13 protein-coding genes are annotated in these 14,506 nt (G+C 41.6%); 5 read left to right on the forward strand and 8 right to left on the reverse strand.

The window, feature by feature from the left end:
• Position 1 precedes the first annotated feature (1 nt).
• Together PAT01_RS09705 and PAT01_RS09710 are read right to left on the reverse strand one after the other, a co-directional pair.
• Positions 2 to 667 (reverse strand): hypothetical protein, encoded by a 666-nt coding sequence (locus PAT01_RS09705; RefSeq protein ID WP_154945399.1) that lies wholly within the window; start codon positions 665 to 667, stop codon positions 2 to 4.
• Positions 668 to 748: 81 nt separating this feature from the next.
• Positions 749 to 1,051 carry a hypothetical protein gene (locus PAT01_RS09710; RefSeq protein ID WP_138578063.1) on the reverse strand — a complete coding sequence of 101 codons (303 nt, stop codon included), beginning with the start codon at positions 1,049 to 1,051 and terminating at the stop codon, positions 749 to 751.
• Between the two features lie 269 nt (positions 1,052 to 1,320).
• On the opposite strand from PAT01_RS09710, the gene PAT01_RS09715 reads away from it, so the two are divergent.
• The 3 genes from PAT01_RS09715 (at position 1,321) to acnA (ending at position 5,200) form a co-directional block, all read left to right on the forward strand.
• A complete protein-coding gene (locus PAT01_RS09715; RefSeq protein ID WP_024031994.1) occupies positions 1,321 to 1,704 on the forward strand; it encodes an RNA-binding S4 domain-containing protein in 384 nt (127 codons plus the stop codon).
• A gap of 107 nt (positions 1,705 to 1,811) precedes the next feature.
• Positions 1,812 to 2,240 (forward strand): hypothetical protein, encoded by a 429-nt coding sequence (locus PAT01_RS09720; protein ID WP_126005522.1) that lies wholly within the window; start codon positions 1,812 to 1,814, stop codon positions 2,238 to 2,240.
• A 218-nt stretch (positions 2,241 to 2,458) separates the two neighbouring features.
• Positions 2,459 to 5,200 (forward strand): aconitate hydratase AcnA, encoded by a 2,742-nt coding sequence (gene acnA, locus PAT01_RS09725; RefSeq protein WP_154945400.1) that lies wholly within the window; start codon positions 2,459 to 2,461, stop codon positions 5,198 to 5,200.
• A gap of 209 nt (positions 5,201 to 5,409) precedes the next feature.
• Here the strand turns inward: acnA and PAT01_RS09730 are convergent, their stop codons facing one another.
• The 4 genes from PAT01_RS09730 to PAT01_RS09745 all read right to left on the reverse strand — a co-directional run bounded on the left by PAT01_RS09730 (position 5,410) and on the right by PAT01_RS09745 (position 10,432).
• Entirely contained in the window at positions 5,410 to 5,952 is a 543-nt protein-coding gene (locus PAT01_RS09730) for a DUF4124 domain-containing protein (protein ID WP_024031991.1), read from the reverse strand.
• A gap of 127 nt (positions 5,953 to 6,079) precedes the next feature.
• The gene (locus PAT01_RS09735) at positions 6,080 to 6,820 is read right to left on the reverse strand and encodes a phosphoadenylyl-sulfate reductase (protein ID WP_004589442.1); all 741 of its coding nucleotides are present in this window, start codon (positions 6,818 to 6,820) and stop codon (positions 6,080 to 6,082) included.
• A 42-nt stretch (positions 6,821 to 6,862) separates the two neighbouring features.
• Positions 6,863 to 8,560: an assimilatory sulfite reductase (NADPH) hemoprotein subunit gene (cysI, locus tag PAT01_RS09740; protein ID WP_024031990.1), complete on the reverse strand. Its 1,698-nt coding sequence runs from the start codon at positions 8,558 to 8,560 to the stop codon at positions 6,863 to 6,865.
• Between the two features lie 60 nt (positions 8,561 to 8,620).
• Positions 8,621 to 10,432, reverse strand: coding sequence for an assimilatory sulfite reductase (NADPH) flavoprotein subunit (locus tag PAT01_RS09745; protein WP_054983363.1), 1,812 nt, complete (start codon positions 10,430 to 10,432; stop codon positions 8,621 to 8,623).
• A 306-nt stretch (positions 10,433 to 10,738) separates the two neighbouring features.
• Here PAT01_RS09745 and PAT01_RS09750 point away from each other — a divergent pair, with 306 nt between their 5' ends.
• The gene (locus PAT01_RS09750; RefSeq protein ID WP_154945401.1) at positions 10,739 to 12,370 is read left to right on the forward strand and encodes an HNH endonuclease signature motif containing protein; all 1,632 of its coding nucleotides are present in this window, start codon (positions 10,739 to 10,741) and stop codon (positions 12,368 to 12,370) included.
• A 30-nt stretch (positions 12,371 to 12,400) separates the two neighbouring features.
• Here the strand turns inward: PAT01_RS09750 and PAT01_RS09755 are convergent, their stop codons facing one another.
• Together PAT01_RS09755 and PAT01_RS09760 are read right to left on the reverse strand one after the other, a co-directional pair.
• A complete protein-coding gene (locus PAT01_RS09755) occupies positions 12,401 to 12,997 on the reverse strand; it encodes a hypothetical protein (RefSeq protein WP_154945402.1) in 597 nt (198 codons plus the stop codon).
• A gap of 113 nt (positions 12,998 to 13,110) precedes the next feature.
• Positions 13,111 to 13,584 (reverse strand): hypothetical protein, encoded by a 474-nt coding sequence (locus PAT01_RS09760; protein WP_154945403.1) that lies wholly within the window; start codon positions 13,582 to 13,584, stop codon positions 13,111 to 13,113.
• A gap of 181 nt (positions 13,585 to 13,765) precedes the next feature.
• Here PAT01_RS09760 and PAT01_RS09765 point away from each other — a divergent pair, with 181 nt between their 5' ends.
• Complete coding sequence (locus PAT01_RS09765) at positions 13,766 to 14,302, forward strand: helix-turn-helix domain-containing protein (protein ID WP_024031984.1); 537 nt, start codon at positions 13,766 to 13,768, stop codon at positions 14,300 to 14,302.
• Positions 14,303 to 14,506: the final 204 nt, after the last annotated feature.

The following is a 14,506-nucleotide window of genomic DNA, read 5'->3' on the forward strand; positions in this document are numbered from 1 at the left end:
CTCAGTCCATATAAACAATTTGTAGTGAGCAATCAAGCCAGCTGGGGTTATTAACATGCGCCGTAAATGTATACGTATCGGATGGCTTAGCGCCAAAGGGCGTTGCTACAAGCGGCTGTGAGTGGCTATATGTTTGCGAGTAGGTTTTATAATAAATAACAACATAACCATATAAAAACTCCCAACCTAACCTTACAACAGCGCCACTGGGTAAGGTAAAGTCAGCATATTTATCTGTAAATGTGACGAGTAAATCATTGTACTTGTCTTCGCTGCAATGGGTTGTTCTTAGCCGAGACGGCATAGTAAAAGCGTCTTCTCCATCAGTGCTCTTTAAATAAAAGCCTATATTGCCATCACCATAAAAATGATTTGATCGTGTCGTGTAGTTAATTTCGGGCTGATAACCTAACTCTTGCATAATAATAGCTAACTGCTCAGTCTCTTTTGGGTAAATTTTATCGCTTGATAAGAGTAATGTAGCCTCACCAAAGGTAGATGGGATTTCTAGCTCAACATATTCATAAGGGAGATTTTGTGCTTTTAGCGCAGCATCGAGCTGCTTGCGCTGCTCATCTTGCAAGTTTTCACTAAAAACATAAACGGTAGGTTGTTGGCACGCAGTTAATAAAAGTACCCACATACAGATTAAAATGCCATTTTTCATAGTTTCCTCCAATGATTACAATTGTTGTCTATTGGAGGAAACTATCTACAGCAACTTAATACTCATGTGCTTAATTAAGTATTATTGTACGTTGGTATAATTTGTTTGGCTGTCTAACCAGGCATCTACACTTTGGCGCGTATATAAAACTTCATTAAATAAGCGATGACGTTCAAATTCCAGTTTTGATTTTTTAAGTGGATCACCACTAATTAGCCGACTGTGCGTATCGTTAAACTTAGAAATAACCGAAAAGCCGCGTTCATCTTGCTCTTTTTGTGTTTTTACCAAGTTAGCTAAGTGAGCTCTTACATCATCTGCTGTCAGCATATCTGAATTATCTAAGCCCATTAGCTCTTTTTTCATTGCTAATCTTATGCCCATTTACTGCTCCAATTATATGCAGACCTAAACAATTAAAACGGTGAAATAATTACCATGTTTTAGGTACGATTTTTTATTTGCCAAAGCAATAGCAAATAGCACACCAAATTTTTGCTAGAGCATACGCATCAAATGCTGCAGTTTTTTTAAAGTTGAAAAAAGTTTTATATTTATCACTCTTTTTTATCCCACTCGGGCGAGCTTGCTAGGTGCAAAAAACAGTGCAAGCCTTTATACTTGCTGCTTATGCGCCACCAACAGAGATAACCATGTCAGAAGAATACATTGAAATTGAACTTGAAGAAGAACCTATAGAGCTTTGTAAATTACTAAAAGTACTCGATTTAGTAGAAGGTGGCGGCCAAGCTAAAAACCTAATAGCGCAAGGTTATGTTGGGGTTAACCATGAAATATGTACAATAAAACGGAAAAAATTATACAGTGGCGATGTACTAGAATTTGATGGCGAGCTTTTTCAACTCACTTTAAGTGAAGATGCGACTCCTGTAGAGCGCCCAGTGGCAACAACCCAGCCACAGCCAGAAAAAACACCTAATGAAACAGCTCAAAAGCCGGCAAAAAATAAAAGAAAGCGCACTAAAAAGCCAAAGGTTGATGAAAATACAGGGCGCCGCCCTATCTCATTTGGCTAGCCCTTAGCGCTTTGTGCCGTTTTTATTATGTGTATAGGCTAGCTTGAACAGTTAGCCTTTTTGCTCTTTAATTACCTCGTAAAGTACAATAAAAACAAGGTAATAATATGACAACCTCAGCTACACCCAATTGGTTTAAACCCGCCCTGTGGGCAGCACTTATCTGGAATTTATTAGGTGTGTTTGCATTTATAATGCACCTTATGATGACCCCCGAGATGATAAGTAAACTTCCGTTAGATCAACAAGCTGCATATTCAAACGTGCCTTTATGGTCTACCATTGCATTTGCTGTAGCGGTATTTGGTGGCACCCTTGGCTGCATACTACTATTGGTCAAAAATGCATTTGCAACGCCTACCTTTGCGCTATCGTTGGTAGCGATATTTATTCAGCAATTTTATAATTTCATTGTGATAAATAGCATTAAAATGCTGGGGGTAAGCGCGGTGTTTATGCCTATTTTAGTGATTGTTATTGCGTTTTTGCTTTTATATTTAAGTATAAAAAGCAAACAACAAGGTTGGTTGAACTAACTTCCCCCCCTTTTGTAAACTCATTATTTTGCTACTTGAAAAAACAATTTTAGGTAGCACTTCTATACTTAGTACTGTCTAAAAAACATGCATTGCGCTACCTGCTTTTTAGCCTGATTTGTCATATTTATTATCTCTGGTATGCACTTTGCAAACTATTGGCAAATAAACACGTTATTTTATCAAGGACATAATCCTAACTATCAAAGGGGCAAAAAATGAATAGTTTCGACACCCAACAACAATTAACGATTAATGGCGAGCAATACCATATTCACTCACTTAAAGGATTAGGCGATAAAGCAAAGCGATTGCCCTTTTCTCTCAAAGTATTACTAGAAAACCTATTACGCAATGAAGATGGCGTAAATATTAAAGAACAAGACATTCAAGCCCTTCTTGACTGGGACCCTAAAGCAAAGCCCTCAGCTGAGGTGGCCTTTACGCCGGCACGTGTTGTAATGCAAGACTTTACAGGTGTTCCCGCCATTGTTGATTTAGCTGCCATGCGTGATGCAATGGAAAAGCTAGGTGGCGATCCTGCAAAAATAAACCCGCTTTCTCCTGCTGAACTTGTAATTGACCACTCAGTACAAGTAGATGGCTACGGTGACGACGGTGCGTTTGATTTAAATGCCAAGCTAGAATACGAACGAAATAAAGAACGCTACGAATTTTTACGCTGGGGGCAAACTGCTTTTGATAATTTAAAAGTAGTGCCACCAGCTACAGGTATTGTGCACCAAGTAAACTTAGAGTTTTTAGCGCGTGTTGTTTTTAACGACAGTGAAAACGGAAAATCAATAGCCTACCCAGACTCCCTTGTAGGGACTGATTCGCACACCACCATGATTAATGGTTTAGGTGTGTTAGGCTGGGGCGTAGGTGGTATTGAAGCCGAAGCAGCCATGCTTGGGCAACCAATTAGCTTGCTTATTCCTCAGGTAGTGGGCTTTAAATTAAATGGCCGATTACCCGAGGGCACCACAGCTACCGATTTAGTGCTCACCGTTACCGAAATGCTACGTAACCACGGAGTAGTGGGTAAATTTGTTGAGTTTTATGGTGACGGCCTAGCTGATTTACCGCTCGCCGATAGAGCAACCATTGCCAACATGGCGCCAGAGTACGGTGCAACATGTGGTATTTTCCCCATTGATGATGAAACAATTAACTACCTGCGTTTAACGAACCGCGATGAAGATCACCTCAAACTGATTGAAGACTACGCTAAACACCAAGGCTTATGGCGCCATGAAGGCGACGAAGCGCATTACACAGACACCCTTGAGCTTAAATTAGACGACGTAGTACCTAGCCTTGCAGGCCCTAAACGCCCACAAGACAGAATTACACTTGATAAAGCCGGTGATGTGATAGGCCAGCACCTAAAAGGCTTCCAAGATGAGCGTATGGCTCGTCGTGATAAAAGCGATATTGAAGAAGCGCGCATTGAAAGTGAAGGCCCAACAACCAACCCTGATGAACCGGTAGACGAAGCGCAGTTTATGGGTGCAGCCAAAGTGAAGTTTAAAGGCCAAGAATTTGAACTAAACGATGGCGCCTGTGTTATTGCCGCTATTACAAGCTGTACAAATACCTCTAACCCCAGTGTTATTTTAGCAGCAGGCTTAGTGGCTCAAAAAGCTAAACAGCTGGGTATTAATGTAAAACCGTGGGTTAAAACATCGCTTGCACCCGGTTCGCAAGTGGTAACCGACTACCTTGAAAAAGCAGGCCTAATGGATGACCTAGAAAGCTTAGGCTTTAACTTGGTCGGTTATGGTTGTACCACGTGTATAGGTAACTCAGGCCCGCTTGCAGATGAAATTAGCGAAGCTATTCAAAAGCACAAGCTAGTTGTAAGCTCTATTTTATCGGGTAACCGTAATTTTGAAGGGCGTATACACCAAGACGTTAAAATGAACTTTTTAGCCTCGCCTCCACTTGTGGTAGCCTATGCCATTGCAGGGCGTACAGACATAGATGTATACAACGAGCCATTAGCGCAAGATGAAAACGGTAACGATATTTACCTGAAAAACATTTGGCCAAGCGTGAGCGAAGTCAGCGAACTAGTACAAAAAACGGTAACCAGAGAAATGTTCGAAAAAAGCTATGCCAACGTATACGAAGGCGACAGCCGTTGGCAAAAAATCCAAATTCCTGATGGTAAGCTCTATGATTGGGATGATGGCTCAACTTACATTAAAAAAGCACCATTCTTTGAGGGCATGAGCGTTGAACCACCAGGCGTGCCAACAATTGAAGGGGCGCGTTGTTTAGCTAAACTTGGCGACTCAGTAACCACTGACCATATTTCTCCTGCGGGGGCCATTAAAGCTGAAGCGCCAGCCGGTATTTACTTACAGGAAAAAGGCGTAGAAAAAGCGCAGTTTAACTCGTACGGTTCACGCCGTGGTAACCACGAAGTGATGATGCGAGGCACATTTGCGAACGTTAGGCTTAAAAACTTACTCGCACCAGGTACAGAAGGTGGCGTTACTCGCACCCAACCTGATGACAAGCTTGCCAGCATTTACGATGCCGCAATGGAATATGAAAAGAGTAACACACCATTAATTGTGTTAGCTGGTAAAGAGTACGGTACCGGTTCATCACGCGACTGGGCAGCAAAAGGCTCGCTTTTATTAGGTGTAAAAGCGGTGGTTGCACAAAGTTATGAGCGTATTCATCGCTCTAACCTCATTGGTATGGGTGTACTGCCTTTACAGTTTAAAGAGGGTGAGAGCCACGAATCATTAAATTTAACTGGCCAAGAGCAGTTTGATATTGAAGGTTTGTACGACAAAACGAATGAAGTGAGCATTATTGCCACTAATGCTGAGGGCAAAAAAGTCAGCTTTAGCGCCGATGTACGTATAGATACCCCTAAAGAGTGGGATTACTACAAGCACGGCGGTATACTACAATACGTTTTACGTAACATGCTTGACTAATCATATACTTAAAACTAAAAAGCCTAGCAGTCGCTAGGCTTTTTTATGCGCTAAATAATTAACGAGTATTGCAACTTGGTATTGCTTTTAACTGGCTGTGAGCCCTTAGCGTAACGAAGGCGCTGTAACTCAGCTCACAAATTACAAACCCCGCACGATTAAACCCCCCTCATAATGAGTAAGCTTTAATGTTAAGCGCACAATAAAATTTAGTACCCACCTATACTTTGCATCTCTTTACTACGCTGCTCTAATTTTTGCTTTGCCTTTTCGGCATCTTCAAACAGTTTTTGAATAGATTCAGCGTTGTAAACGGTAGGTGTAGGTGGTTGAATACTCTTTTTTGAGGTGCTTGCACTGCTACTCAAAATTGAGGTGTCTTCTGCGGCTACAACAGTGACATCACGGGCATCAAGTTTTACCTCAATACTTTTGCCATCTGCATTAGGCGTATCTGAAAAATGCCATTGGCCGTTTTTATCTTGCCACTTATAAATTTTGCTACCGGGTTTAATTGTCGCCGCATCATTGTTTACACTCTGCGCAATTTTATCGCCTGCTTGCTTTGCGCCTTGCACTGCCTGATTAAGCGTATTGCTAGATAACGCGACCATTTTTTCTTTAATTTTGTGAGATTCAGCACTAATAGATGAACTAGAAAGCCATGTTTGGCCATCTGGCTTTTTTAGGTAAAACAAAGAGATAACAGCAATGATCATGACTGATATTGCCAAGTAGGTGAAGTATTTCATAGCGTTCCTGCTTAAAAATGAATCCTTGAAAGGCAAGTCTAATAAAAAATACTTAATCAGGCAATTTTTTTGCAATAAAAAACGCAACCTAAGTTGCGTTTAAATAGTTGTTTAGCATTCGCTTTTTTTAAATACCATCGCCGTCAATATGCAGCCCGCACTCGCGGTTTAAACCAAAAAAGCGCGTTTCTTCTTCGCTCATACCTGGCTCAAGTTTACGCGTAGTATGCACATCACCCATCGACACATAACCTTGCTCCCATAATGGGTGGTAAGGTAAATCATGCTTGGTAAGGTATTGATATACATCGCGGTTTGACCATTCAATAATCGGGTACACTTTTACCGTACCTCGGCTTATCTCAACAAACTGTTTATCTGCACGGGTCGACGATTGGTCACGGCGCAAGCCACTAAACCAAGTACCGGCACCAATTTCTTTTAATGCGCGGGTCATGGGCTCTACTTTATTAAGCTGATTATATTGCTTAATACCGTCCTCGCCTTGTTCCCATAATTTACCGTATTTAGCTTCTTGCCATGCAGGGCTTAGCTCAGCTTTATACACCTGTAAATTAAGTGATAGGCGCGCTGTCATTTGCTCAATAAACTGATACGTTTCTGGAAATAAATAACCCGTATCGGTTAATACCACAGGAATATCAGGACGCTGAGATGTTACTAAATGCAGCATGACCGCCGCTTGAATACCAAAGCTTGATGATAAAAAAGCTGTATCGGGTAAGTTCTCTAGTGCCCATGCAACACGCTGCTCCGCACTCATTGGTGCAAGTATGCCGTTTGCATCTGCAAGCAATGCCGCTTGGCTTTGCTTATCAAGCTGTAATATGTTTTTAAATTCACTCATGGTCAATTTTAAACCTCACCCACGCTCCGCGTGGGTATTTAATTAAGCGTGAAAATCGGTTACTGATACTTTTACTTCAGCAACAATGCCTTTGCGAATTACAAAGTCACCAAAACATTCACCGTCGTTTCGCTCACTTGCCCACTGGCCAATTAGCTTATCAAACGCGTCTAGGTAAACATCTTCACCTACGTTTTCTAGGTACAGTTTAGGAATGCGTGTACCTTCTAAATTACCACCTAGGTAAACGTTGTATTTACCAGGGCCTTTACCTACTAAACCAGCTTCTGCAAGCATTGCGCGGCCACAACCGTTAGGACAACCTACAACACGCATAATAATGCTGTCATCAGGTATGCCATGCTTAGCAAGTAGTGCTTCGGTTTTTTCAATTAAGCTTGGTAAGTAACGCTCAGCTTCGGCCATAGCAAGCGGACACGTTGGCAATGCTACACACGCCATTGAATTTTTACGTTGCTCAGTGTCTTTGTCATCAATTAGGCCGTGGTTACGGGCAATTTCTTCAATAACTGCTTTTTGATCGGCAGGCACACCAGCAATAATTAAGTTTTGGTTAGCCGTCATGCGCATATCGCCTTGGTGCACTTCTGCAATTTTACGACAACCCGTTTTTAATGGCTTACCTGGGTAGTCTAAAATACGGCCGCTTTGTATAAATAGCGTAAGGTGGTGCTTGCCATCAATGCCTTCTACCCAACCGATACGATCGCCACGGTGAGTAAACTCATAAGGGCGGCTTGGTGCAAAGCTTACACCGGCACGTTTTTCTACTTCTGCTTTAAATACGTCAGACCCAACACGGTCTAGTGTGTATTTAGTTTTTGCATTTTTACGGTTAGAACGGTTACCCCAATCGCGCTGCACTGATACAACGTGCTCAGCAATTTTTAAGGTGTCTTCTAGGGCAATAAAACCAAAGTCGTCAGCTTTACGCGGATACGTAGCCGTATCACCGTGGGTCATAGCTAGACCACCACCTACAAGTACGTTAAAGCCAACAAGCTTGCCATCTTCAGCAATAGCAACAAAGTTTAAGTCATTCGCATGCACATCAACTTCGTTGTTAGGCGGAATGGTAACCGTGGTTTTAAACTTACGCGGTAAGTAGTTAGAACCTAAAATTGGCTCTTCTGTGGTTTCTGCCTTTTCGCCATTTAACCAAATTTCAGCGTATGCTTTCGTTTTTGGAAGTAAATGCTCAGAAATTTTTGCAGCCCACTCATACGCTTCTTGATGTAACTCTGACTCAACAGGGTTAGTCGTACATAGTACGTTACGATTTACATCGCCTGCGGTGGCAATAGAGTCAATGCCAACGCTATTAAGCATTTGGTGCATGCCTTTAATATTTGGCTTTAATACACCATGAAATTGAAACGTTTGACGTGTTGTTAAACGAATACTGCCGTAGCTTGTTTTTTCATCGGCAAATTTATCAATTGCTAGCCATTGCTCAGGCTTGATAATACCGCCAGGCATACGTGCACGTAGCATTACATTGTGCAGCGGCTCTAGCTTTTGCTTTGCGCGCTCAGGGCGTATATCGCGGTCATCTTGCTGGTACATACCGTGAAAACGTATAAGTTGGAAGTTATCGGCTGTAAAACCACCGGTAATTTCATCTTTTAAGTCTTGCTCTATGGTGCCACGTAAAAAGTTACTTTCTCTTTTCAAACGTTCGTTATCAGAAAGTTTTACGTTTTTATCTTGTTCGCTCATTTTAAATCCTAAATTTGTTACAGTGACGGCTGCTAGCTGTTAATAAAATAAGAAACGTGATTAATACACGTCTTTCTGATAGCGGTTAGCGCTACGTAAGTCTTTTAAATATTGCTCTGCGTCTTCGTAGCTTTTACCGGTGTTTTCGCTGATGATATCAACTAAGGCGTTGTGTACATCTTTTGCCATGCGGTTTGCATCACCACACACATAAAAATGCGCTCCTGCTTCTAGCCACTCAAAAATTTCTTTTGAGTTTTTGCGTAGTTTGTCTTGTACGTATACTTTTTCAGCTTGGTCACGGCTAAATGCAACGTCAACTTTGCTTAATAGGCCTGATTTTAAATAACCCTGAATTTCTACTTGGTACAAGAAGTCTTGTGTAAAGTGTGGGTTACCGAAAAACAGCCAATTTTTGCCTTGTGCTTCTCGCGAGTCACGCTCTTGTAAAAATGCACGGAATGGCGCAATACCGGTCCCTGGGCCAACCATAATAATGGGGGTATTATCATCGCTAGGTAAACGGAAGTTGTCGTTGTGCTCACTAAATACTTTAACTTTACACCCTTCTTCAGCACGGCGTGCTAAATAACCAGAGCAGCCACCTAAATGTTCGCTGCCAAAAGCGTCAAACTCAACTAAACCTACCGTTAAGTGCACTTCCTCTTCAACCTCGCTTTGGCTTGAAGCGATTGAGTATAAGCGCGCTTGTAGTTTACGTAGGCAATCGACTAAGGTTTGTGCGTCTATTTTTGCAGGATTTTGTGCCACTACATCAAAAATTTGACGAGGCTCAATGTACTCACGCATCGCGGCTTTATCTTCTACAAGCTTTAGTAGCTCTGGCGTGCCCGTTGCAACTGCGTATTTTTCTACAAAGCCTGGGTATGACTGAGTAAGCTCTAACTTTTCGATTAATGCATCGCGAATAGGCAGTGACTCTTCGCCCACTTTTACAAGTGTGCCTGAATCGATTTGCGTGTGTGTTAGTAGCTCATCTACGCGGGCTTCATCATTTAAGAAGTACACGCCTAATGAATCACCAGGTAAGTAGGTGATGTCTGAGCCTTCAAGGGAAATCTCAACATGGCGTACATCTTTAGTAGAATCGCGCCCTGTAATTTTTTGTACGGTAACAAGCTCTGCCGCAAATGGGTTTTGCTTAGTGTATTGGCTTGCTGCCGCTGTTGGCGCGCCAAATGGCATTGATACAACTTGGCCGCCCGCAGCATCTTGCTGCGCTTTTAAATCAGGTTCGAATGCATCAAGTGCACCGGTGATCCAAGTGGCTGCTTCATCATCGTAATCAACATCTAGGTCGGCACGTTGGAAAATAGTTTCTGCGCCAAGTTTGTTTAAACGCTCTTCAAAGTCTTTTGCTGTTTGGCAGAAAAACTCATAGCTAGAGTCGCCTAAACCCAGTACGGCTACTTTAACGCCATCTAACTTAGGTGCTTTTTTGGTAGTTAAAAATTCATACAGTGTTTCTGCATCTTCAGGTGGCTCACCTTCACCGTAGGTAGATACAACAACGGTTAAAAACTTTTCTTTTTTCAGGGCTGTAGGTTTGTAGTCAGACATGCTCACAAGTTTAACAGCTAAACCGCGCGACTCTGCTTGCTCTTTAAGCTTAGTCGCCACACCTTTTGCATTACCTGTTTGCGAACCATACAAAATAGTAAGTGGCGCAGCATCGCTTGCAGCCGCAGTAGGCGCTTGCCCACCAAGAGCTGCAGAATTAGCATTTGCAGCTAAGTAACCACTTACCCACGCTTGCTGAATCGGATTAAGTTCTGCTACTAAGCCTTGCAGCTTTTGTACTTGCTCTTGCGATAGCGGGCTTGCCGCTGCGTTAAGTTGACCTAACAACATGAATTTGTTCCCCATAACCCTGAAAATTACATACAGCCCACATGGTGCGCTGTTCAAAATGAGTTTTACCTCACCCAGAGTAACTCTGCTGAGGTTTTATTAGTGTGCAGGATAGCGGGCTATGCGGTGAGAAAAAAAGAATAGAATCTGCTTTGTTATTCCATTTAGTTATTAATTTATATAAAGACCTTCAAAAACAGCTTAAAGGCTGATTATTGCTATTTTATTAATTTTGCATTTAACAAATTTGTAACCTTGTGCAGATAGTGTATGTTATTTACTCAACTATAAAAAATAGGAACAATCATGTCACACGGGACATACAAAAATAAGTTACTTAGCACGGCATTACTGATTGCCGCCACCCCAGCAATGGCCAATGTCGCAAATGGCGGCTTTGAGCAGTGGACAGGCAATACGCCTGACGCGTGGACCACAATTGATAGCGGTATTAATGTATCGCGCTCAACCAGTATCGTAAATAACGCAAACAGCGCGGCGGCTATTAATGTGACCACCGGCTCGCAAAGCAATACCGACTTATTACAACAAGTTAGTGTGGAGGCTGGCAAAACATATGATTTTTCAGTGGATGTATATCACACTGAAGGAAGCATAAGGGCCCGCCTGTATGTAGATGGCTACCAAGGGTACTCTAACCAAGCGCAAACTAACCAGTGGCAAACAATTAACCACAGTTATACGCCTAGCAGTAATAAAACCATTAATGTTGGTTTACGTTTTTACGATATGAGCGGCTTTGATGGCAATGAAACCGTTTATGTAGATAATTTTTTGCCTAATACAGACGGCGGCGCTACAGGCAGCTGTAACGACCATAGCCTTACTTTAACACTTAATACCGATAACTACGGCAGCGAAACCAGCTGGGTGGTTAACAACAGCCAAGGTAGCAGCGTAGCCAGTGGTAGTGGTTATGCCTCTAACACACAATATAATGAGCAACTATGTTTAACTGATGGCGCATACACCCTAGTTATAAGTGACAGCTATGGCGACGGTATGTGCTGTAACGTAGGTAATGGTAATTACGCGCTCACTCAGGGCAGCACCACACTTGCCAGTGGCGCAAGTTTTAATAACACAGATAGTACAACTTTTGAATTAGGCGATAGCTCTGGTGGTGATACTGGCGGTGGCACTAACCCAACACCAACAGGTTATTACGTAACAACTCAGGGTTTATCTGGTTATGCATTAAAAACTGAACTTTATAACATTATCAAAAATCACAGCTCGCAAGGTTACTCGGCTATTTGGAACTTTTACGATTCTTCAGCACGCGATAAATACTTTGAAAACGATAACAGTATTTTAGATATGTATAGTGAAAAGCCAAATGGTAGCGACAGCTATACTTACACCGCGGTGAGCGATCAGTGTGGTACTTATAACAGTGAAGCAGATTGCTATAACCGCGAGCATTCGTTCCCTAAAAGCTGGTTTGGCGGCACAAATGAGCCAATGAATTCAGACGTGCACCACATTTATGCAACCGACGGTTATGTAAACTCAAAACGTAGTAACTACCCTTTTGGTGAAGTGGCTAGTGCATCATTTACATCAACAAACGGTAGTAAAGTCGGTTCAGCAGCAAGCTCTATTAATTACTCAGGTACGGTGTTTGAGCCAATTGATGAGTTTAAAGGTGACTTTGCCCGCGCTTACTTTTACATGGCAACCCGCTACGAGAATGTAATAGGCTCGTGGCAAAATAACACAACTGCCAGTAATGCAGTCCTTAATGGCACAAGCAATCAAGTATTCGAAAACTGGGTGGTAGCTATGCTACTTAACTGGCATAACGCCGACCCTGTTAGCCAAATGGAGCTTGACCGTAACCAAGCAGCTTATGAGTTTCAAGGTAATCGTAACCCGTATATCGATCACCCTGAATTTGTTGAGATGATTTGGTAATAGCCTGTTTATAACTTTTTAGCCCCAGCATTAACTGGGGCTTTTTAATAACTGTACTTTTTGTTTGGCAATAAGTGACGCTACATACTGCTTTTCTAAATCCCACGGATGACGCTTCCAGCCCTTAAAACCAAAACCGATAATATACACCTGTGCTTGCTGCTTTAAAAAGTGCTCAATGGCTAACATTCCCGAACTGGGTGTTTTAGCTTTAAAAGCAGGTTTACCAAACGTATATAAGTGTTTTAATAATGCTGTTTTATCGTGCTGGGCGATTCGACTCACGTTTGCATGCGGGCTATATTTACGTATTATTTCATCGCCATGGTCAATACAGCCCCTGCGGTTAATTAGCTTATAAAAAGGTTGAGTAAATAAGTTAGGTTTTGGGTCAGTGATCATGACATTTTTCAGCTGCGTTATATCTATATCTGGAAACGCTGCGCAAAGCATTGCGCCTTGCTTGCCTCGTCCCACTAGCCATAAATCAGTACATTTACGGCCTAAGTATGCAGGCATGTTTGCACACATATTAAAGCGCACCACTCTATCAAAGCTATTTAGAGTTTTACTTACATCCTTTTCGACGGGGCCATTACCTATAATTAACACTGTTTGCTTAGCCATACTACGCTCCTTGTACCTTTATTAGCGCATACTAACGTGCCCGCCACACTTTACCAGCAAACTTATATTAAACTTTTTTTGCAGCCACACACTGTACGGTAAATTAACAGGCGTTACTTTTGATTTAAGGCCTGCTCTGCAAGTTCTATTGATTCGTAACGTTTACCTGTAATTTTTATCAGCCATACTTTATCTGTAAAGGTGCGACTTAAATACACTGTTTGCCCATTTGGGATTTGCGGCATAAAGGAAGAAATAGATTCCCACTTGCCATCAACCTGCTCTTTTAGCTTCAAACTAGCGTTAAAGTGTGACCCCTCTGCGTTAGGCTTTACTTCAAGCGCCGTCATTTGCGTATCATCACCAATTTCTATCATTGCACTTTTATTTAATAGCGTGAGTAGCTGAGGTTGATGCGTAGGGCTTAGATTTTTTAAAGCCTGCTCTATTTTACTATCTACGGTAATCTCATTCTGTAATTTATAAATACTGGCCTTAATTGCAAAAACAGGCTCTGCGTAACTGGGGTTTATAAAAAACAGTGAACTGATAAGCACTAAAATAGCGCTAGTAAATTTATTCGGCATATTATATCTCCTTATTAAAATCGAATTGAGCATACCTTATATTTTATTAAATTTAATATAAGCTATTAATATTCATAATATTCTTTATATTAATAAGCATGAATATAGGCTTTTAGACTATTTATAAATACTAATTTTAGCGATAATAAAACGCTTAACTAATCAAATAAGAGCAGAGGGTATGCAAGCGTTAGGAATGGAGTTAAAACGCCTTAGAGCAAATAAAAAGTGGACTCAGGCTTATGCAGCGCGTGAAATTGGAATTCAACAGTCGTACCTTTCAAAGCTTGAAAATGGACAGTTTATCCCCTCAACTGAGGTAATTGAAAAGCTTAAACTTTGCTATGGCGAAGGCTGTATTGATAAGTGCCTACCTATAAGCTCAGCGATACATAAGCCCTCAAACATCACTTTAATTATGAGCTTGGCTTTATTTATATGTGGGCTGATAGCGTGGTTATGTGCAACATATGAAATTTTTTATCCACAAACCTACTTTACCTATCAAGCAAAGCTGGGTGACTTTTTAGCATTTAACGTCACTCAGCAATACCAAGGCGAACGCTTTATTGAGGGGGATGTGACCTATCAAATTGTAGGAGAAAGACAAGTCAGTCGAATCGAGAACCGCTTCCTAGTGGTAGGCTCTGCCGTGTGCATATTAATATCTATTGTTGCAGCTTTACTCTCGCAAAGGCATAGGTTTGGTAAATTATAGAGCTGTTATTTAGTTGTTCTTGGCAATTACTCCAGTATTACTCTACCTCAAACATCTATACAGTCGTACATCAGAAATTTTTATCTGTCGCTATAAATGCCTCATAACTTAACACGATTGGAATTATTTTCGTTTAGTATTAGGACTATTACGTATTCGTGGTGTGCTTTTTTCTCAAGTGTTCTAGTCTCAACCCAAGCTACG

The organism is Pseudoalteromonas atlantica (genome assembly GCA_007988745.1).
In the GTDB taxonomy this organism is placed as follows: Bacteria; Pseudomonadota; Gammaproteobacteria; order Enterobacterales; family Alteromonadaceae; genus Pseudoalteromonas; species Pseudoalteromonas atlantica.